This window comes from Bacillus sp. FSL K6-6540 (assembly GCF_038007545.1).
This window is the reverse complement of record NZ_JBBOXH010000001.1, coordinates 2,253,088-2,272,287: the sequence shown is the minus strand read 5'-3', so window position 1 is coordinate 2,272,287 and position 19,200 is coordinate 2,253,088. Positions and strand designations below refer to the sequence as shown.

General features: G+C 51.0%; 21 protein-coding genes. 8 read left to right on the top strand and 13 right to left on the bottom strand.

Annotated features, from left to right (window positions below; all coding sequences use genetic code 11):
* Positions 1–30 precede the first annotated feature (30 nt).
* Positions 31–663 carry a GNAT family N-acetyltransferase gene (locus tag MHH82_RS10010; protein WP_009589652.1) on the top strand — a complete coding sequence of 211 codons (633 nt, stop codon included), beginning with the start codon at positions 31–33 and terminating at the stop codon, positions 661–663.
* 107 nt (positions 664–770) lie between these two features.
* Here MHH82_RS10010 and MHH82_RS10005 read toward each other — a convergent pair whose 3' ends face one another.
* The 4 genes from MHH82_RS10005 to MHH82_RS09990 form a co-directional block, all read right to left on the bottom strand.
* A complete protein-coding gene (locus MHH82_RS10005) occupies positions 771–1,472 on the bottom strand; it encodes a 5'-methylthioadenosine/adenosylhomocysteine nucleosidase (RefSeq protein WP_192569177.1) in 702 nt (233 codons plus the stop codon).
* Positions 1,473–1,591: 119 nt separating this feature from the next.
* Complete coding sequence (gene ccpA / locus MHH82_RS10000; protein ID WP_015734310.1) at positions 1,592–2,602, bottom strand: catabolite control protein A; 1,011 nt, start codon at positions 2,600–2,602, stop codon at positions 1,592–1,594.
* A gap of 93 nt (positions 2,603–2,695) precedes the next feature.
* Entirely contained in the window at positions 2,696–3,043 is a 348-nt protein-coding gene (gene ytxJ / locus MHH82_RS09995) for a bacillithiol system redox-active protein YtxJ (RefSeq protein WP_009589575.1), read from the bottom strand.
* A 95-nt stretch (positions 3,044–3,138) separates the two neighbouring features.
* A complete protein-coding gene (locus MHH82_RS09990) occupies positions 3,139–3,639 on the bottom strand; it encodes a hypothetical protein (RefSeq protein ID WP_015734309.1) in 501 nt (166 codons plus the stop codon).
* A gap of 224 nt (positions 3,640–3,863) precedes the next feature.
* Here MHH82_RS09990 and MHH82_RS09985 point away from each other — a divergent pair, with 224 nt between their 5' ends.
* Entirely contained in the window at positions 3,864–4,394 is a 531-nt protein-coding gene (locus MHH82_RS09985; RefSeq protein WP_340965464.1) for a type 1 glutamine amidotransferase domain-containing protein, read from the top strand.
* A gap of 143 nt (positions 4,395–4,537) precedes the next feature.
* On the opposite strand, the gene ptsP is transcribed toward MHH82_RS09985, so the two are convergent.
* The 4 genes from ptsP to aroA all read right to left on the bottom strand — a co-directional run bounded on the left by ptsP (position 4,538) and on the right by aroA (position 10,138).
* Positions 4,538–6,301, bottom strand: coding sequence for a phosphoenolpyruvate--protein phosphotransferase (gene ptsP / locus MHH82_RS09980; RefSeq protein WP_340965462.1), 1,764 nt, complete (start codon positions 6,299–6,301; stop codon positions 4,538–4,540).
* Positions 6,298–8,181, bottom strand: coding sequence for a glucose PTS transporter subunit IIA (locus MHH82_RS09975; RefSeq protein ID WP_340965460.1), 1,884 nt, complete (start codon positions 8,179–8,181; stop codon positions 6,298–6,300). The genes ptsP and MHH82_RS09975 overlap by 4 nt, the downstream gene beginning before the upstream one ends.
* Before the next feature lie 189 nt (positions 8,182–8,370).
* Positions 8,371–8,793, bottom strand: coding sequence for a CoA-binding protein (locus MHH82_RS09970; protein ID WP_009589621.1), 423 nt, complete (start codon positions 8,791–8,793; stop codon positions 8,371–8,373).
* Between the two features lie 52 nt (positions 8,794–8,845).
* On the bottom strand, positions 8,846–10,138 hold the full coding sequence (gene aroA / locus MHH82_RS09965) for a 3-phosphoshikimate 1-carboxyvinyltransferase (RefSeq protein ID WP_251493744.1): 1,293 nt from the start codon (positions 10,136–10,138) through the stop codon (positions 8,846–8,848).
* A gap of 165 nt (positions 10,139–10,303) precedes the next feature.
* Between aroA and MHH82_RS09960 the strand changes: the two genes are divergently transcribed.
* Positions 10,304–10,612, top strand: a complete 309-nt coding sequence (locus MHH82_RS09960) for a rhodanese-like domain-containing protein (RefSeq protein WP_175320732.1) — start codon at positions 10,304–10,306, stop codon at positions 10,610–10,612.
* 139 nt (positions 10,613–10,751) lie between these two features.
* Here the strand turns inward: MHH82_RS09960 and MHH82_RS09955 are convergent, their stop codons facing one another.
* Positions 10,752–11,270, bottom strand: a complete 519-nt coding sequence (locus MHH82_RS09955; protein WP_340965457.1) for a shikimate kinase — start codon at positions 11,268–11,270, stop codon at positions 10,752–10,754.
* A 190-nt stretch (positions 11,271–11,460) separates the two neighbouring features.
* On the opposite strand from MHH82_RS09955, the gene MHH82_RS09950 reads away from it, so the two are divergent.
* On the top strand, positions 11,461–11,853 hold the full coding sequence (locus tag MHH82_RS09950) for a hypothetical protein (RefSeq protein WP_015734303.1): 393 nt from the start codon (positions 11,461–11,463) through the stop codon (positions 11,851–11,853).
* 47 nt (positions 11,854–11,900) lie between these two features.
* Here MHH82_RS09950 and gndA read toward each other — a convergent pair whose 3' ends face one another.
* Positions 11,901–13,310, bottom strand: a complete 1,410-nt coding sequence (gndA, locus tag MHH82_RS09945) for an NADP-dependent phosphogluconate dehydrogenase (RefSeq protein ID WP_175320731.1) — start codon at positions 13,308–13,310, stop codon at positions 11,901–11,903.
* Between the two features lie 192 nt (positions 13,311–13,502).
* The gene (locus MHH82_RS09940) at positions 13,503–14,099 is read right to left on the bottom strand and encodes a hypothetical protein (protein ID WP_015734302.1); all 597 of its coding nucleotides are present in this window, start codon (positions 14,097–14,099) and stop codon (positions 13,503–13,505) included.
* A gap of 267 nt (positions 14,100–14,366) precedes the next feature.
* On the opposite strand from MHH82_RS09940, the gene MHH82_RS09935 reads away from it, so the two are divergent.
* Positions 14,367–14,990 (top strand): YktB family protein, encoded by a 624-nt coding sequence (locus MHH82_RS09935; RefSeq protein ID WP_340965453.1) that lies wholly within the window; start codon positions 14,367–14,369, stop codon positions 14,988–14,990.
* Between the two features lie 373 nt (positions 14,991–15,363).
* A complete protein-coding gene (locus tag MHH82_RS09930; RefSeq protein WP_036665945.1) occupies positions 15,364–16,839 on the top strand; it encodes an aminotransferase class I/II-fold pyridoxal phosphate-dependent enzyme in 1,476 nt (491 codons plus the stop codon).
* 58 nt (positions 16,840–16,897) lie between these two features.
* Here the strand turns inward: MHH82_RS09930 and MHH82_RS09925 are convergent, their stop codons facing one another.
* Together MHH82_RS09925 and MHH82_RS09920 are read right to left on the bottom strand one after the other, a co-directional pair.
* A complete protein-coding gene (locus MHH82_RS09925; RefSeq protein ID WP_009589641.1) occupies positions 16,898–17,221 on the bottom strand; it encodes a DUF1292 domain-containing protein in 324 nt (107 codons plus the stop codon).
* 94 nt (positions 17,222–17,315) lie between these two features.
* On the bottom strand, positions 17,316–17,870 hold the full coding sequence (locus tag MHH82_RS09920; protein ID WP_015734300.1) for a copper amine oxidase: 555 nt from the start codon (positions 17,868–17,870) through the stop codon (positions 17,316–17,318).
* Between the two features lie 251 nt (positions 17,871–18,121).
* On the opposite strand from MHH82_RS09920, the gene MHH82_RS09915 reads away from it, so the two are divergent.
* Together MHH82_RS09915 and MHH82_RS09910 are read left to right on the top strand one after the other, a co-directional pair.
* Entirely contained in the window at positions 18,122–18,859 is a 738-nt protein-coding gene (locus MHH82_RS09915; RefSeq protein WP_340965450.1) for an MBL fold metallo-hydrolase, read from the top strand.
* Positions 18,860–18,925: 66 nt separating this feature from the next.
* Positions 18,926–19,156 carry a DUF3892 domain-containing protein gene (locus MHH82_RS09910; protein ID WP_015734298.1) on the top strand — a complete coding sequence of 77 codons (231 nt, stop codon included), beginning with the start codon at positions 18,926–18,928 and terminating at the stop codon, positions 19,154–19,156.
* The last annotated feature ends 44 nt before the right edge of the window (positions 19,157–19,200 follow it).

Genomic DNA, 19,200 nt, shown 5'->3' with positions numbered 1-19,200 from the left:
TAGGGTATGGAATTGAAAGGAGCGTAACGGATGGAACACTGCAAGGTATACCAGTCTCATGTTTTGTTCCCTGAAGACCGCCGCCTGATCATCGAAGGACCTGTACCTCCCGAGCAGCTATCCGAACTGACCATGCACCCTGATCTCAAGGCTTTTCGTCGTCCTGCGGAGCAGCATGAGGCTTTGGTGGAAATTGCAGGCCTGCCCGAAGGCAGAATCATCATCACGAGGGACCGAGATATGATCGTAGGATACGTAACGTTTCATCACCCGGATGAGCAGGAGCGCTGGTCTGAGGGCAATATGGAAGATTTGATCGAGCTTGGTGCCATCGAGGTTGCGAAAGACTACCGTTCCCTAGGCCTTGGGCAGCGGATGATCAAAACCGCATTCGAGGAAGGCCAGATGGAGCGCTACATCGTGTTTACGACCGAATACTACTGGCATTGGGACCTAAAAGGCAGCGGCCTTAACGTGTGGGATTATCGCAAAATGATGGAGCGCTTAATGAAAGTCGTGGATATGGAATGGTACGCAACCGACGATCCGGAAATCTGCTCCCATCCCGCCAACTGCCTCATGGTCAGAATCGGACGGCACGTGCCGCTTTCATCGCAAGAACAATTCGACCGGATCCGTTTCAGACAGCGGTTTATGTATTAAATCAATCCTCAATAAAACAAACTCCCCTGGGCTTTGCTCAGGGGAGTTTGTGTATCTTTCGCTCATGCCGGATTAAGCAGTAACGAGCGCTTCCTATCATTTAATTGCTAGAGTTTGCCCAGCATATAGTTCACGATTTCATGAGAACGCTTGGAAGCTTTTACAGTAAATTCGGGGAAGTTGACATGCGCAGAACCGTCGGCCTTATCCGACATGGATCGGATCACCACATAAGGCACGCCGTTCATGTAACATACCTGGGCAACGGCAGAGCCTTCCATTTCCGCGCAAGCCCCGTTCAATTCCTCGTAGAGCGTCTGCACCGTATCGCGGCTGGCAATGAACTGGTCCCCAGACAGGACCTTCCCTACGATGTAATGATTCACCGCCTGCTCTTTGCAGGCCTCCTCCGCCAGCTGGATCAAAGAGGCGTCGGCGGGAAAATCGGACAGCTCCTGATACGGGATGACCCCGCGCGCAAAACCTAACGGCGTCACGTCCATATCATGCTGCATGCATGAAGAGGAGATCACGATATCGCCGATGTTGAGCTCCGGATGCAGCGCGCCCGCTACGCCGGTAAACAATATTTTGGAAACGCCGAAGAAGTCGATCAAGATCTGCGTGGTAACCGCTGCATTGACCTTGCCCACCCCGCTCTTGCATACGACGACCTGCTTGCCATGGATCGTTCCCGATGCATAGGTAACTCCTGCCCTAACGGTTGTTTCTTTATTCTCCAGTTGACCGAGCAGCAGCTCCACTTCTTCGTCCATCGCCCCGATAAGGCCGATCACCTGTGTTGTCATGTCGATATCCCTCCTGATTATAAGAGCGCATAAAAAAATCCCACCAGAAAAAAGCCCCTTAAAACCAGGAGCTTTTCTCGAATCCATCTTGTTCATCTAAACGTTTGGTTTCGCGCAGCCTATTCGTTCACATGGCTGACCGAGAGGCGAAGAATCGTTTCATGCGGCAGAATCACGCGAGGATTCTCCACATTTTCCTTCTTCATCAGCTTGGTAAGCAAACGCATCGCTACGGCTCCCAGATCATACATCGGTTGGGCCACCGTTGTCAGCTGTGGACGTACCATCGAAGCCATCCGGATATTGTCTACGCTGATGATCGAGAAGTCATCCGGCACCTTATAGCCTTCATCCTGAATGCTATGAATAGCGCCAATCGCCATCTCGTCGGTAGCGGCAAATATAGCGGTTGGTTTCTTCTTGAGGCCCAGGAAGTACTTCATCGCTTCCACGCCGGACTCATAACGATAGTTACCGATCCGCACCAAATCCTCTTGATACTCGATGCCTGCCGCTTCCAGCGCTTTTTTGTAGCCTTGGAAACGAGCATAGCCGTTTGCCGGATCCTGCAGCGTGCCGCTGATCATAGCGATCTCGCGGTGTCCGTGCCGAATCAGCGTGTTGACCGCATCAAACGCAGCCTGTTCATGATCGATGTCGACCGAAGGATAAGAACCTCTCTCATCACTGGTCGCACAGAGAACAATCGGCACAGCCGATGTCTGGAACGCCTGGATATGCTCGTCCGTCACCGTTCCACCCATAAACAACAGCCCGTCCACTTGCTTCTCGAGCAAGGTGTTGATAACGCGGATTTCCTTTTCCTTACGTTTGTCGGCATTACACAAAATTATATTATAGTGATACATGTTAGCAATATCCTCAATACCACGGGCAATCTCCGCAAAGATCGAGTTTGAAATGTCAGGGATCACAACGCCGACGGTTGTGGTCTTCTTGCTGGCCAGGCCTCTGGCTACCGCATTCGGACGATACCCTAAACGTTCAATCGCTTCGTATACTTTTTTCCGGGTCTGAGGCTTAACGTTCGGGTTATTGTTTACAACCCGGGATACCGTCGCCATGGAAACGCCTGCTTCGCGCGCAACATCGTAAATGGTTACCGTCAAATTCCTTCTCTCCATTGCCAATAGATTTTCATTCGTTCAATACCAATTGAATTTATGATACGACAAATTACTGCTTTGTGCAACGACACGGCATCATATGCCGTCCAATTGAGCTTTCAGCGCTTCAGCCGTAATATGGGAATGGGATGTATGCCAGACTGGCGCTCCTTCTTTTACAAGTATAACTTGCGGCGATTCGTGTTGGATGTTCAGAGTTTCGGCAGCCTGACTCGACACCGGTCGGTCCGCAATGACATCGATCCACACATAGTCGATCCCCTCGTTCGGCTGGTCCTCAAGGTAAGCTTGCACTTCCCTGTAGGCTCCGGCACTAATTGGGCATCTGGTACTATGTTTGAACAATAGCAAGTGCTTCCGATCGGAAGATTCCAGCGTGCTGCGCAGCTCTTCTATAGTAGTCATTTTCGTCAACGTCGCCATAGGATATACATTCCCTTCATTGTATTGAAGTTCCTATCCTCTATCCTAACAAAAAGTGCGTGAAAAATCCAACAACCACGAAAATTTTCTGAAAATTATCTTGCATAATTGCTCGAATTTTCAGGAATGAGAGATTTTATGGTGCTTAATTGCTCGAGACGCCCCTCAATTTGTCTCATCCAGTCGCCGTCGGCCAGGCTCTGGGCATAACGAAATAGATCCAACAGCATATTAATGCGCTCGTCAAACACTTCCATGCAGCGCGCCTGCCATTCGGGCGACGAATCATCATCGTATGTACGGAACACTTCACGAAGAACATATGCGGCTTCATTGACATCTGCGAACGAAACGCGTATTCGCTCGGTCTCATTGTTAATCGATGCGAGATAGCGAAGCAAATCCGGTTTAATAAGAGGCAGAAGCTCATACTTCTTGCAGGCCTGACAGGCATAAACAGGAACATCACATATCCGAGTTTTTCTTTCATGAATCAGCTTTCTTAATTCCAATTTCATACTTTGTCCGCAGTTGCAGGTTTTGAACAAAATGCCCACCCCAAATCCTATCACGTAATCTAAAACCAACAGTCCCATGTCACAAATCTGTCACCTGAATTAGTTCTATTCGACTATCATACCAGAGAATCCTCCAAATTTGTGATAATGCTTTATTTACCAGAAATGTTTTCAAATGTTCCTTCTTCGGACGCTTCCATGAAACTCCTCTCCATATTTGTTACAATGAATACAGTCTTAAAGGACCGAATGCGCAGCGTTACGGTTATATCAAGATTTTTGAGAAAGGAGCTAGGCCAATTATGCGATTGACTGGAAAAAAGGTTATAGCGCTTGTAGATGAAGAATTCGAGGATTTGGAGCTATGGTATCCCGTTTACCGGGTCCGCGAGGAAGGAGCGGAAGTCCATCTTGCCGGGCTGGAAAAGGGGAAAATTTACACCGGCAAATATGGCGTTCCGGCTCAGGCCGAGTATTCGTTTGAAGAGCTGAACAGCAAGGATTATGACGGAATACTCGTACCGGGCGGCTGGGCGCCGGACAAGCTGCGCCGATATGATAAAGTGCTTCAACTGGTGAAAGAAATGAACGAGGACCAGAAGCCGATCGGACAGATCTGCCATGCAGGATGGGTGCTGATCTCCGCCAAAATCCTGGACGGAGTTACCGTTACTTCCACGCCGGGAATCCGCGACGATATGGAAAATGCGGGCGCGATCTGGAAGGATGAGGCGGTCGTGACCGACGGACATATTATTTCCGCACGCCGGCCTCCGGATCTTCCGCCATACGGCAAAGCCTTCTGCGATGCGCTGGCGCAGCAAGGCAAATAATTACTCCTCATCCCCCATATACAGAAACAGCCGCCTTTGTCACCAGGGCTCCTGGTGAGATAGGCGGCTGTTTTTTTATGCTCATATAGCTTGTCCTTTAAAAAAAGAAGCCTGGAAAAAGTCGATGATCCCTATCTTAACGGTTAAGACGCCGTGCTGTCCGTCCCGTTGGTTCCGTTCAGATAACTGCTCCGTTCGGCAAAAGCGCTAAGACGTTCTTCGACAGCGGAGCTGGTACGCAGCTTGAAGCAAGCCGCCGCTTCTCCTTTCGCTTCTGCAGCATTCGTATTCAAAATGCGATGCTTCACGCGGAGCAGGGATTGCGGAGACATGCTCAAATCCTTGACGCCGAGCTCAAGCCATAGCGGAATCGCTCTTTCGTCTCCGGCCAGTTCTCCGCACACGCTGACTGGAATCCCTGCCCCATGGGCAGCCTCCACCGTCGTCCGGAGCATGCGCAAAATGGCAGGATGAAACGGATGATACATATGCGCGATCTGCTCGTTCATCCGGTCCACGGCCAGAACATACTGAACCAGGTCATTGGTCCCGATGCTGAAGAAATCGGCCTCTTCTGCCAGCAAATCCGAGATCGTGACCGCTGCAGGCACCTCGATCATGATGCCGACCTTGATGTTCGGATCATAGGCGATGCCGCGTCGGTCCAAATCGGCCATGGCACGCCGCAGCACGGCATTGGCCTGCTTGACTTCTTCTACCGATGAAATCATCGGATACATGATTTTGACGCTGCCGTATGCGCTGGCTCTCAGAATCGCGGTAAGCTGGGTCTGGAACGGTTCGGTTCGGTCCAAGCTGATGCGGATGGCGCGGTACCCGAGGAAGGGGTTTTCTTCTTCCGGAAGCGCGAAATAATCCAGCTGCTTATCGCCGCCAATATCCAGCGTACGAATCACGACGGATGCCTGGCCTGCGTTCTCCGCAACCAGTTTATACACTTCGAACTGCTCCTCCTCCGTCGGGAAGTTGTGCCGGTCCATATACAAAAACTCCGTTCGGAACAATCCGACTCCCTGCGCGCCGTTCTTCAGCGCAATCTCCATTTCCTTAACGGAGTTCATGTTCGCGGCCAGGTTAAAGTATGTTCCGTCCTTGGTGACCGCATCAACGGCTGCCAGGAGCTGCAGCTGCTCTTTCTTTTTCCGCTGCTGGTCCCGGATGCCTTCATACCGCTCCACGATGAGCGTGTCAGGCTCCAAATAGACCAACCCCTCATCTCCGTCCACCACCAACTGCTGTCCGGTCTGGATCGGTTTATCCAGCTTATTCTCGATTCCCGAAACGAGCGGTATGCCCAGCGCGCGGGCCATGATCGCCGAATGAGAGGTCTTGCCGCCGGTCATCGTCACGATACCAAGAACGTGGGAAGGGTTTAGATGAACGAGCTGCGACGGGGAGAGCTCCTTCGCAACCAAAATGTAAGGCTGCGTATCGGCCGGGAGCTTCACTTCGGGAGCACCAAGAAGATGCTTCAGCAGCCGATTGCCGACATCCTTAATATCAAGCGCCCGCTCCTTCATGTACTCGTCGTCCAGCAGATCGAACATGGATACGAAATGATCGATCGCCTCTTTTACCGCCACCTCGGCAGCCTTGTACTGACGCTCGATGATCCCTTGAATTTCGTTCATGAACACGGGATCCTCCAGTATGGCCAGATGCGCGTCAAAAATCTGCGACTCCTCGTGCCCCACCATTTCCTTGAATTCGTTCTTGATGTATTCAATTTCATTCTTGGAGGTTCGTATGCCTTCATATAAGCGCTCGAACTCTTTGGCTAAATCGACAGCGTCCATTTCGGAATCCGGAAGATCCAGCTCCCAATGCGGCAGTACGAAAGCCTTACCGATAGCTACGCCTGTTGCTGCGCCAATGCCTTGTATCATGATTCTCTACCCCCAGCATTACTCTCATTTAATACGACGGACATGACAGATGACTGTCCTCTCTTCACGGTCTTGAACGGAGCATAGCTCCAGGATCTTACTTTATCGGGATTGGTGATTACCATTGGCGTGGCCAACGATGCGGCATGTGTCTTTAAATACGCCAAATCGAACTTGACCAGCAGTTGCCCCGGTTCAACGGTATCCCCTTCGCTGACCACAGCCGTAAACGGTCCTTTCAGCTGGGAAGTGTCGATCCCGATATGAATCAATACCTCAAGCCCTTCCGGCGTTGAAATCCCGATGGCATGCATCGTCGGATACACGTGCATGACCGTGCCGTATACCGGTGATACAAGCTCTCCTTTTTCCGGTATGAAGGCAACGCCGTTGCCGACCAGCTTCGCCGCAAAAATATCATCCGGCACTTCGTCAATCGGAAGCATGCGTCCCTGTACGGGCGCAATGAACAGAACGCGCGGCAAATCCTGCTGCATCAGCTTGTTTATCTCTTCGCGGATGAGCTCGGAATACGTCCCGAACACCACTTGCACGTTCCCTCCGCCCAGCTTGATAATGCCGGCTGAACCGAGCAGTTTCAGTGCGTCAGAATCAATCTGACGATCATTGTATACGGTCAATCGCAGACGCGTCATGCAGGACTGCACCTGAACGATGTTGTCTTTGCCTCCAAGCGCCTCCAGAATGAGCGGTGCCTGATAGGGAATGTCGCCTGCCCGGCCTTCCAGCGCCGAGCCCTCCTCGCGCCCCGGCGTGGGGATTTCGAAAGTGCGTATCGCCCAGCGGAACAGAAAATAGTAGACGATGCCGTACACGGCCCCGATCGGTATGATGATCCAGGCGTTCTGCGATAAATGGAAGTTAAGCACGTAATCGATGAATCCGGCCGAGTACGAAAAACCGTGATGGATGTCAAATGCATAGGTAAGCACCATCGCGAAACCGGCCATCAAGGCGTGGAGCACATACAGATATGGAGACGCAAATAAAAACGCGAACTCGATCTGCTCCGATACCCCGGTCAAAAAACAGACAAGCGCGGACCGCATAAACGTCTTTTTCACTTTCGGCTTCAGATCTTCACGCGCTTCCTGGATAATGGCAAACGCGATCGCCGGCAGGGCAAACATCATGATCGGGAACAAACCGGCCATGAAGTCGCCAGCCGTGGGATCCCCCGCGAAGAACCGGGGCAGATCCCCCTGCACGACGGTACCATCCTCCGTCTCGTAGGAGCCCAGCTGAAACCAGTACACATTGTTTAACAAATGATGCAGACCGAAGGCCGTGAGCACGCGGTACAAAATTCCGTATAGAAACAAACCGAAAGCTCCCATATGTACGGTAAGATCATAAAAAGCATCTAACCCGCGCTGCACCAGGGGTGCTGTCCCCAGCATGATCCAAGCGAATATCGTTGAGAACAATCCCATGAACAGCAGTACAAATCTGGAGCCTCCAAAAAACTGTATGGCTTCGGGAAGCTTAATATGTTTGAACCGGTTATACACGTAACCGGACATTACCCCAAATATAATGCCGATCAAGGTCGAGGGCTGTACGCTCCCGTCTCCCAGACGGGATATGACCTGATCATAGATGAACATGCCGGCAAGGGCGGCGAGTCCGGCGGGACCTCCCTGATTCGAGAGTCCCCATGCGACGCCAATGGCAAATAAATACGGCATGTAATAAAACACCCCGTGCCCCGCTGCCTGAGCGATTTCGCCCAAGGTTCCGAAGCCCCACGCCGACCATGGCAAACTCCCCACGCTAAGCAGGAGAGCTGCCGCCGGAAGCGCCATTGTAGGGAGCATGACTGCTCTGCCCAGCTGTTGCAACGATCCCAACCAATTCAAGGCGAGCCCTCCTTTCTATCCTTGATGGTAAGCGCTGCGCCTGTTTTTGTCAAAAAGAATTAAGGGCAAATGCCCACAGCAAAAGCAAGCCCTGCAAACAGAACGGCGACAGAACCGGACCATGTCCAGTCTGCCACCGGCTGTTTTCTACGCAAGACTTGCCTATTCTTCCGATATGCGTATTGAAGTTTAACGGCCGCCCAATGCGATGGAATCCTCGACCTTGATGCAGCGGTCCATAATCGCGATCATGCCGCTGCTTTCGGCGATGGCCGCCGCCTCCTCACTGATGATTCCCTGCTGCAGCCAGAGCACCTTCGCACCGATCTCGGCGGCTTCCCGTGCTACATCGGCGCAGTATTCGCTGCGCCGGAACACATTGACGATATGGATCGGCTCGGGAATGTCCTTCAGGGAAGGATAACTTTTCTCGCCGAGGATTTCGGCTGCACCAGGGTTTACCGGGATGATCCGGTATCCGCGTTGCTGCATCGCGGCAGAAACCATATGGGATGTGCGGTCCGGCCGATCAGACAGGCCAACGACAGCGATATTGCCCGCATTTCGTAAAATATCCGCGATTTCTTCGCGCGTAGGATTTTCAAATGCCATGGTTCATGACCACCTTTCCGTTCCTTATCGATGAGAATCTTGGCCTATTCCTCTATTTTACCCATTCTACATCGGCGCCAAGCGCCTTCATGTGATCAAAATATTGCGGGTACGACTTGGCTACATGGTGGGCGTCCTTGATCCGGATCGGCTGTCCTGCGCGCAGCCCGACCACCGTGAGGGCCATGATCACCCGGTGATCGTAATGGGCATTGATCTCAACCCCGCCCTCGACGCCGCCCGGACGGCCATGAACGATAATCTCGGCTTGGCGCTCCTCCACGTTGGCTCCTGCTTTACGCAGTTCGGTCAAATAATCCGTAATCCGGTCGCATTCCTTGTAACGGAGATTCTCCACGTTGTAGAACCGGGAGGTCCCTTCGGCAAACACGGCTGCCGCCACCATCGCGAGCACCGCGTCCGTTGCCGCGTCTCCGTCGAATTCCAGCGCCTTCAGGGTGCGGTTGCCCTGCACATGGACATTTCCGTTCTCATGCGTGAGCGGAACCTCCATCATTCGAAGAACGTCGATAATGGCGCGCTCGCCCTGCTTGCTGTCCTCCGACAGATTGCGGATCGTTACATCGGACTGCGTAACCGCGGCAGCCGCCAGCACGGCAGCAGACCCCGGATAATCGCCTTGAACCGTATAGGTCTTGGCTTCGTAGGATTGCCCTCCGGGAACCCGGAAGAACGTATAGTCGTCCGCTGCGTGAATCGTAATGCCGGCCTGCTCCAGCACTTCCAGGGTCTGACCGATCACGACCTTGGATTTCAGATCTCCGGTAACGGTGATCTCGCTGTCTTCGGCAAGCAATGGAGTCAAGAATAACAGGGCGCTTAAATACTGCGAGCTTACTTCGCCTGAAACGGTGAGCTTGCCGCCCTTCGGTTGGCCGCCGCGAATCGTGATGGGCAGCCTGCCATCGTTATGCTCCACTTCCACGCCCAATTGGCCAAGGGCCTCAATGAGATCGTCATGAGGACGCTTGCCCAGTGATTCCGGGTACGCATTGACGAAGGTAACCTCTTTAGACAATGCCGTTACGCCCATCAAGAAGCGCAGGACGGCACCGGCGTTGCCAACGTTCAGCTCCTTCACATCCCGCGGCGATTTTCCAAAGCCCGTAATCACGGCTTTTTCCTCGTCCTCCTCGATCACGGCTCCGAGATCCCGGATACAGCGTCTCATCGCATCGCTATCCTCGCTGTGGGCAGGGTAATAAATCGTGCTCGTTCCTTCCGCTAGGGCAGCCACAAGAAGGTAACGGGTGGTATAGTTCTTGGAGGACAGTGCTCCGATTTCCCCTTTTAAAATAGGCGTAGGCCTGACGATAACATCCATCGTATGTATCTCTCCCTTGTATATAGTGTTGCGATTACCAGCATTACAATCTCCCTAGGATAAATTGACAGGGAAAGAACCGCTTGGTTATCATAGTTCATGTGAACCGGAAAATCAGATCGTTTGCGATCTTACTCATTTATGCTAAGAAAAGAGGTCTATATGATGAAACCGATCCCTCAAATGGAAACTTCGGAGCTTAGAAGCCGGCTTCAAAACGGCGAACAGGTGTACATGATTGATGTCCGCGAGGATGAAGAGGTTGCCGCCGGGATGATCAGCGGTGCCAAGCATATCCCGATGGGCGAGATTCCGAACCGCCTGGACGAAATTCCGCGCGACCAAGAGGTTGTCTTTATCTGCCGCAGCGGCGGACGCAGTCAACACGTATGCGAATTTCTCAATCACCAAGGCTTGAACAACGTGATCAACATGAAGGGCGGCATGCTGCAATGGCATGACGATGAAGTATAGGCAAGCCGTAAAGAAGGTGCGGGATGAACATGATCCCCGCCTTTTTTTGCTTGTGTTTGTGCTTGAGTTGATCCCGCTCGCAAACTCCCTTGATTAAAATCTCATCCATCACCATTCCAAGCCGGGTCCGCTTATCATCTTAGCCGCGGTAATGCGTTAAAATGTCAGCCGCCACTTCATCCGCGGATCGGCCAACCGTATCCACCATCACGTCCGCAAACCGGTATTTGTCCTTTCGCTCATCGAGGATGCGCCGAACCCTCTCTTCGACATCGCCCGCAAGCAGCGGCCGGTTGGCATCGCCCCGTACGCGTTCCACGATGCTGGCGGCATCCGCTGTGAGGGCAACGACCCAGCCGCCTCGTTTCATTGCGTCGCAATTCTCGGAACGAAGGACGGCTCCGCCGCCGGATGCCAGGACGATTCCATCCCGGAGCAAAACGCTGCGCAATGCAGCGGATTCAGCCTCGCGGAAATACGGCTCTCCCTCCGTTTCAAACATCTCGGAAATCGTTCTGCCTTCCATTCTCTCAATTTCCGCATCCAGATCTATCAAGTTGTAGCCGAGCGAGTCCGCCACGAGGCGCCCCACGGTTGACTTGCCCGTACCCATCATCCCGATCAGAATGATGTTTCTACCCAGCTTATCCAATTTCACACCCCATTCGCTGCTTCACTGTAAAGGTTGTTCATATCATACCACAGCCCCAAATCTTTCGACAATGGACCCAACTCTCTAAAATGTAATCCAAATGCCTCAAGCCAAGCCCTTATTTATGGAGTCTATCTTGTTCCTAAGCATCATACACTGTTACAAGAATGCAAGATTAGAAGAAAGGAATGAACCCATGGTGCCATTTCATCCAACCGGACTCTCTTCCTCGGCCAAGCGGATCCGCCGGATGCTCGATCCATCCTACCCGCTGTGCCGCGAGGACGTGATGTGGGTGCTTCATTTTGTCCAAAAAAAAGTGGCTCTGAAGGATCCTGCGCTACAAGATCTTTCAAAGCCACGGTTGCTGCAAAATTTCAACAGTTATTGCGAAGCCGCGCTGCTCTTGCTCGGAAGCGGAAACCACTTTCACACAAAGAACGGCGACATCCGCACCTGTCTCTTAGAAGCCATGCACGGGCTTCCCGAGCTGGCGGAGGCTATCTCCCCTACTAAAGCCCGCGCGTTTGAATCGATGTCCTCGATCCCTGAGGACGGTATCCATACTGCTGCAAGAGAGCAGAATTAGTCCATCCAGGACAGAGTCGAATTGACGCTGCCGATAAAAGAGCAGGATTACTCCATCCAGTTGTAGTGGAAGGTTCCTTCTTTGTCAACGCGTTTAAAGGTGTGCGCTCCGAAGTAGTCGCGCTGAGCCTGCAGCAGGTTCGCTGGCAGGTTCGCCGTACGGTAGCTGTCGTAGTATGCAAGCGCGCTGGAGAATCCAGGCACCGGAATGCCCAAGGAAACCGCGGAAGCTACGACTTTACGCCATGCATCTTGATAGGATTCGATTATATCGGTAAAGAACGGATCCAGCAGCAGGTTCTTAAGCTCCGGATTGTTCTCATACGCATCGGTGATGTTCTGCAGGAAGCGGGAACGGATAATGCAGCCGCCGCGCCAGATTTTAGCGAGATTGCCGTATTGCAGGTTCCAGCCGTATTCATCGGACGCTACGCGAAGCTGTGCGAAGCCTTGAGCGTAGGATACGATCTTGCTCGCAAACAGCGCTTTGCGCACATTTTCGATGAACTCGGCTTTGTCGCCGTCAAATGCAGCCGTTTTTGGACCATTCAGGATTTTGCTTGCCGCAACGCGCTCTTCTTTCATCGCGGAGAGGAAACGGGAGAATACGGATTCGGTGATCATGGAAAGCGGCACGCCCAGATCCAGGGAGCTTTGGCTTGTCCATTTGCCTGTTCCTTTTTGACCCGCCGTATCCAGGATGACGTCAACCATCGGCTTGCCGGTTTCTTCGTCGTATTTGGAGAAAATGTCAGCCGTGATCTCGATCAGGTAGCTGTCGAGTTCGCCTTGGTTCCACTCCGTGAAGATTCCGTGAAGATCCTTCGCATCGAGGCCGAGTACGTCTTTCAGCAATTGATACGCTTCGCAAATGAGCTGCATATCGCCATATTCGATACCGTTGTGAACCATTTTTACATAATGGCCGGCACCGTCCGGTCCGATATATGTACAGCAAGGCTCTTCGTTAACCTTCGCGGAAATGGCCGTCAGAATAGGCTCAACCAGCTTATAGGCACTTTCCTGTCCGCCTGGCATGATCGATGGGCCTTTCAATGCGCCTTCTTCGCCGCCGGAAACGCCTGCACCGATAAAGTTAAAGCCTTTTTCAGCCAACTCTTTGCTGCGGCGCTGCGTATCAGGGAAATAAGCGTTACCGCCGTCGATGATGATATCGCCTTGGTCCAAATGAGGAATCAGCTGTTCAATCGTAGCGTCCGTAGCTTGTCCTGCCTGTACCATGATCAGGATTTTGCGAGGAGTTTCAAGGGAATCCACGAATTCTTCGATCGAGAACGTTCCTTTCACTTGCTTGCCTTCGGTTTCCTTCAGCATATCTTCCGTTTTTTGCGGAGAGCGGTTATATACGGAAACGGTGAAGCCTTTGCTTTCGATGTTCAGGGCCAGGTTTTTTCCCATTACAGCAAGGCCAATCACACCGATTTGTTGTTTTGACATCTGGTTCTCCATCCTTTGCTCCAATATATTTTTAAACAACCCATCCCTACGAGATGATTTGCAATAATCTTATATTAACGTTTTTCATTTGACAAGTGAACCCCTGTCACAAAATGAGAACACGCGCGAAAACACCCCTTCGGTTTCGGAGTGTTGTTCGTGCTTTACTCTTGTATCGTTCGATGAAGTGAATTACCACTCCAGCCTCATCAGCTCCAAGGAAAGCTCGCGGAGTCTTTGCTTGCAGGCCGCGATTTTGTCCTGATTCCCCTCTTGCAGGGCGGCATGGAGCTTCTCAAGCTCATCATCGGTTTCCAGCCTGGACAGAAGGAGCCGCTGTTCCCCCTCATCCGATTCGAACAACCGCACCATTTCCTGCTCCGTCATCGGCGTCCCCTTCTGAAACAGCACACGCTGCCGGTAACCGGATATTTCCACCAGCCTTATAACCTCGCCAAACAAAATATTCTCGATCAATATCTGCCGGTCCTTGAAACGTTTGACGACAGCGTGGCCACGGGTATTCTCGATTAATTTCTCCATCCATTCCGCAAGCTTGGGATCGCGGATCATATAATCGCCTACCAGCTTAAAACCGCTTCCTGTCCGTTGAAACCGCAGCTTTACCAGCTTGCGTCCGGTTCGGATCGAAATGACAAACTGCGTTTCATTCTCGCTCCAATAAAGCGAATATCCTTCCTGGATCAATTCCTTGATTAGGTCCTGGATATGCCGGCGATCAAACCGGAGCTCCAGGTTGCAATACTCCACTTCCTCGCTCTTATTCACGGCACTCCCTCCTCCGGTTTACTACCGATCTGAAAAACGACGGTGAAGATTTCCCCCATGGCTGCTTTTGATGTTGTCTTATCTATATCTTATACTCCATCTTATGTAACGGTAACTTGGTTTATTGACTATTTTTAACCCGCATGAAAATACGGTGAAACTTTCCTGGGTCATGCCTGACGTCCACTTGCCTTATGGTATAATGGGTTATCCAAAAGCCGAGTTTAGTAAGTGTTCATCATAAACAACAGGGAGGCCATCACATTCATGACGGTTACCGGATTTAAAGATCAGGATTTCGACGTATTCTCCGTTCCAGGGCTCGAAGCCCGTATGGAGGTTCTCATTGAACGGGTAAGACCCAAGCTTGAGACGCTGGGGGCCGAGCTTGCCCCCTATGTGTCCGCGCTGGTCGGGGAAGAGATGTTTGTGCATGTGGCCAAGCATGCAAGACGAACCGTTAATCCCCCGATTGACACCTGGGTCGCATGGGCTGCCAGCAAACGGGGCTACAAAGCACTGCCTCATTTTGAGGTGGGCATGTTCGGAACCCATCTGTTTGTCATCTTCGCGATTATTTACGAAAGCCCCAACAAAACCGTATTTGCCGGCAACCTGGAAGCCAAGCTCAAGAGAACAGCGAAGGCGCTGCCTAAACATTTCTATTGGTCCATGGATCATATGAATCCGGCCGGCACCCCTCACCAGGACATGAGCGAGGAGGATTTCGTTCGCCTCATTGAGAAGCTGAAACAGGTGAAAAAAGCTGAGGTCATGTGCGGACTGCGCATTCCGCGCGAGGAAGCCGTCAAGCTTGAAGGGGACGAGCTGGTGCAAAAAGTGCAGGAGACGTTTGAGACGCTGCTGCCGCTTTATAAAATGGCGTTTTAATGAGCATGATATATTGATGTAAAGGGCTGCTGTTGCAGCTCTTTTTTTAAGATTATAGAATTTATAAATTTTCAGCGAAGCTGAACAATTCTATAATCGCAAGTAAAACTTCCTTTAACCGCGGTCTGTCTTCTGAGAAAGTACGTCGATAGACGTTTATCTTATGGATGATATTTTAATGAAGGAACGATGAAGAACGCATCCCTCCGCCTTTATATGTCCAAAGTATGAAGCGCTGCCGGGCCGTGCAAAAAAAGCCGGTCATTCTTCTTGCATTCCCCCCCTATTTTGCTATACTCAATTTTGTTTATATAAAAACAGGAATCAACAAATCATAACAAAATAAACATAAGGAAAGGTTGTGACAACGTCCATGGACCACAGTCGTACACCGCTCTTCACCGCGCTTAAAGAACACGCGGCCAAAAACCCCGTGCAATTTCACATTCCGGGACATAAGAAGGGCCTCGGCACCGATGCCGAATTCAGGGAATTTATAGGGGATAACGCCTTTTCTATAGATTTGATCAATATTGCGCCGTTGGATGATTTGCATCAGCCTACAGGCGTCATTGAAGAAGCCCAGAAGCTGGCCGCCGACGCATTCGGTGCCGACCACACTTACTTCAGTGTCCAAGGGACAAGCGGAGCGATCATGACCATGATCATGTCGGTATGCTCGCCCGGCGATAAAATCATCGTACCGCGCAACGTTCATAAATCCGTGCTTTCCGCCATCATCTTTACCGGTGCCAAGCCTGTGTTCGTATCGCCTGCCCAGGATTCCAATGTGGGGATCGATCACGGGATCACGATCAGCTCCGTACGGAAAGCGCTAAAGCGTCACCCTGACGTCAAAGCCGTACTGGTCATCAATCCGACGTACTTCGGGGTGAGCGCTAACCTGAAGGAAATCGTCGATTTGGCCCACAGCTACAACGTTCCCGTGCTTGTGGACGAAGCGCACGGGGTTCTGATCCATTTTCATGAAGAACTTCCGATGTCGGCGATGGAAGCCGGTGCCGATATGGCTGCAACCAGCGTTCATAAACTCGGCGGATCGATGACCCAAAGCTCCGTGCTGAACGTGAACACCAAGAACGGATACATCAATCCTTACCGCGTGCAGACCATCATCAGTATGCTGACCACAACGTCGACCTCCTACATCCTGCTGGCATCGCTGGATACTTCTCGCCGGAGCCTGGCGCTGCATGGACGGGAAATGGCTGCAAGGACGATTGAATTGGCGCAATATGCACGAAACGAAGTCAACAAAATCGAAGGCCTGTACTGCTTCGGGAAGGAAATACTGGGCGGAGAAGCAACGTACTCCTATGATCCGACCAAGTTGACCGTTCATGTACGCCATCTTGGCATTACGGGATATGAAACCGAGAACTGGCTGCGGGACCACTACAATATTGAAGTGGAGCTCAGCGATATGTACAACATTTTGTGCCTCATTACACCGGGAGACAATCGGGAGACGATCGATATTCTGCTGACGGCGCTCCGAGAGCTTTCGGACCAGTACATGCACGTGAACGAAATTAATGAGCTGGTCGTGAAAACGCCGGAAATTCCGCAGCTGTCGCTCATTCCCCGCGATGCGTTTTATGGGGATACGGAGGTCGTGCCGTTCAAGGAATCGGCCGGACGCATTATTGCCGAATTCATCTATGTCTACCCGCCGGGAATTCCGATCTTGCTTCCGGGCGAAGTGATTTCCCAGGAAAACATCGATTACATTACCGATCATGTCGATGTCGGCCTGCCTGTCAAAGGTCCTGAGGATCGCAGCATTCAGAATGTGAAAGTCATCGTGGAAACGGATCCTATATTCTAAGGCAAAATACAAAAAACCCGGTGCGAGTGGTTCGCATCGGGTTTTTCGTTAGGGAGTGTTACTCCTGGTTTGCAGCAGCGACCAGTTCGTTGTAAACCGCCTCTACTTCATTCCATTCGTCTTCGTCCTCAATATTGTAAAGAACCATTTCCTCGTTCTCTTCTTCCATACGTAGAATGACGCCGTCCGCTTCCGGATTCTCGCGTTCAAGCAAAAGCGCGTAAAGCTTCTCGCCGACATCAAATGTCTCCACGAGAACCATCTCTACTTCTTTTCCTTCTTCATCCGTCAATGTCAGCACAAACTCTTCATGTTCGTGGTCGTGGTCATGATCGTGACCGCAGCCGCAAGCATCTCCGTGTTCATGTTTGTGTTCGCTCATTGAAAAAACCTCACTTCGGTTAAATTATCATACTTTCGTATCGTATCACGGATAGCTTCTTCAGGTCAATTTTTGCCAAGCGGCTATGGACCCATCAATTTAGGGCGGTAATCACTTTCTCCGCAACTTTCACAAAACCGTCATCCGATTTGACTTTTACATAAAAGCCTACCGAGTATTTTCCGGCCGTTTTGAAATCGTATGTGAAATCATAGGTTCGGAACCAGAAGTTATCCTTGCGGTCCTTCACTTCCTGGGACTGGATGTCCTTGATATTGCCCGAAGGATCCTCGATCGCTACTTTTACGGCATGAATATTGTTGTTTAAGCTGTCTACCTGGCTAAATACATTGAATTTCAGCTTGCCTTTGTTTACGTTGCCGAATACAGTATCTCCTTTAAAGAGAAAAATATGCACATTCGGCTTGACGACCTGGACTTGTCCATTCGCCGAATTCCAGTCCACAGCCCCGTCAAATTCCCGGACCGGCACATAGGTTTTGCCATCAATCAAATATCCGCCATCCTTCAATTCGCGTCCGTTCAGCCAAACCCGAACACGCTCATTGACGGAATCCGCAAACAAAAGGGTGCTGCCACCCATTAAAGAGAGCACTAGCATACATGCCATCACTTTTTTCCACTTCATTTCATACGTTCCCTCCATTGACTCTTCTTGTTGTTATATGTGTATACTACATGTCAAAAAACAAGTTGCGGACAATTTTGCACTTTGTGGTAAAATTTTTTTCTCGTGGTTCAAGGCTAGATCTTATCACGATTTTTGCAGCATTAAGGCTCCGTTTCGAGCATATACTCCGTGTAAATACATAAGAAATTCGTTAAAATACACATAAGCATACTTGGACTATACATCATTTCATCAGGAGGTTTCATCCATTGACACTGACATTGCAAATGCTTGGCACCGGCAGTGCGTTTGCCAAGAACTACTATAACAATAACGCACTGATACATGACGGAAATTTCACGCTGCTCATCGACTGCGGAATCACTGCTCCGTTGGCGCTGCATCAGATGAACAAGACGTTTAACGATGTGGACGCCGTGCTCATCACGCATATTCATGCCGACCATGTTGGCGGTTTGGAGGAGCTTGCGTTTATTATGAAGATGAAATACGATCGCAAACTCCCGCTCTATATTGCTGAAGCGCTGGTGGAACCGATATGGGAACATACACTCAAGGGCGGCTTATACCAGCAGGGACATATCTCTTCCCTTCAGGATGTATTTGACGTGCATCCTTTGAAACCGGGCGTGAAGGCCGCTATTTCATCCGGAACCTCGGTGGAGCTGATTCATACGCAGCATATTCCGGGCAAAGACAGCTATTCGCTTTATTTGAACGATCGGATTTTTTACAGCGCGGACATGGTATTCGACCCCATCCTGCTGAAGCAATTGGTAAATGAACGGGATTGCGAAGTGATTCTGCATGAATGCCAGCTGCAGGGCCCGGGCGAGGTGCACACGACACTCGATGAACTGCTCAGCCTGCCTCAAGAAATTCAGGAGCGTACCTATCTTATGCATTACAGCGATGAGGTCGAAGCTTTCATCGGCAAGACCGGAAACATGGAATTCGTGGAGCAGCAGCGGGTATACGAATTGTAGTTCAATATGCGTCAATGCATAGTTTACGAGGGTTCCCGGGAATAATAAGGCCGGGAGGCGATTCATATGGATCAACAACAAGAAGTAGTAGGCGTACGTAAAAATGGTGATGGCGACATCATCGAACTTAAGCTGGATAACGGCAGCGTCGTGGACTACAAAACGGCCCAACAGATGGCCAAGAATAAGGAAATCAAGAACCTGAACGTATTCCGTGGACGTGATGGAGACGAACATCTTCGTTCCAATGCGGATGGCGATCCAAGCAACAACCTGGACAATTTGCCGACGTTCTAATTTATGCGCAAAAGACCTCGAGGCGATGCTCGAGGTCTTTTCTT

Excerpts from the sequence above, each read along its gene's own strand:
- MHH82_RS09910 (WP_015734298.1), top strand. The coding sequence starts at position 18,926 with ATGGATCAACAACAAGAAGTAGTAGGCGTACGTAAAAATGGTGATGGC.
- MHH82_RS09920 (WP_015734300.1), bottom strand. The coding sequence starts at position 17,870 with ATGAAGTGGAAAAAAGTGATGGCATGTATGCTAGTGCTCTCTTTAATG.
- MHH82_RS09935 (WP_340965453.1), top strand. The coding sequence starts at position 14,367 with ATGACGGTTACCGGATTTAAAGATCAGGATTTCGACGTATTCTCCGTT.
- aroA (WP_251493744.1), bottom strand. The coding sequence starts at position 10,138 with ATGGATGTTATCGTCAGGCCTACGCCTATTTTAAAAGGGGAAATCGGA.
- ytxJ (WP_009589575.1), bottom strand. The coding sequence starts at position 3,043 with ATGGCGACGTTGACGAAAATGACTACTATAGAAGAGCTGCGCAGCACG.
- MHH82_RS10010 (WP_009589652.1), top strand. The coding sequence starts at position 31 with ATGGAACACTGCAAGGTATACCAGTCTCATGTTTTGTTCCCTGAAGAC.
- MHH82_RS09985 (WP_340965464.1), top strand. The coding sequence starts at position 3,864 with ATGCGATTGACTGGAAAAAAGGTTATAGCGCTTGTAGATGAAGAATTC.
- MHH82_RS10005 (WP_192569177.1), bottom strand. The coding sequence starts at position 1,472 with ATGACAACACAGGTGATCGGCCTTATCGGGGCGATGGACGAAGAAGTG.
- MHH82_RS09970 (WP_009589621.1), bottom strand. The coding sequence starts at position 8,793 with ATGGCATTTGAAAATCCTACGCGCGAAGAAATCGCGGATATTTTACGA.
- MHH82_RS09930 (WP_036665945.1), top strand. The coding sequence starts at position 15,364 with ATGGACCACAGTCGTACACCGCTCTTCACCGCGCTTAAAGAACACGCG.
- MHH82_RS09990 (WP_015734309.1), bottom strand. The coding sequence starts at position 3,639 with ATGGGACTGTTGGTTTTAGATTACGTGATAGGATTTGGGGTGGGCATT.
- MHH82_RS09925 (WP_009589641.1), bottom strand. The coding sequence starts at position 17,221 with ATGAGCGAACACAAACATGAACACGGAGATGCTTGCGGCTGCGGTCAC.
- ptsP (WP_340965462.1), bottom strand. The coding sequence starts at position 6,301 with ATGATACAAGGCATTGGCGCAGCAACAGGCGTAGCTATCGGTAAGGCT.
- MHH82_RS09960 (WP_175320732.1), top strand. The coding sequence starts at position 10,304 with ATGAAACCGATCCCTCAAATGGAAACTTCGGAGCTTAGAAGCCGGCTT.
- MHH82_RS09950 (WP_015734303.1), top strand. The coding sequence starts at position 11,461 with ATGGTGCCATTTCATCCAACCGGACTCTCTTCCTCGGCCAAGCGGATC.
- gndA (WP_175320731.1), bottom strand. The coding sequence starts at position 13,310 with ATGTCAAAACAACAAATCGGTGTGATTGGCCTTGCTGTAATGGGAAAA.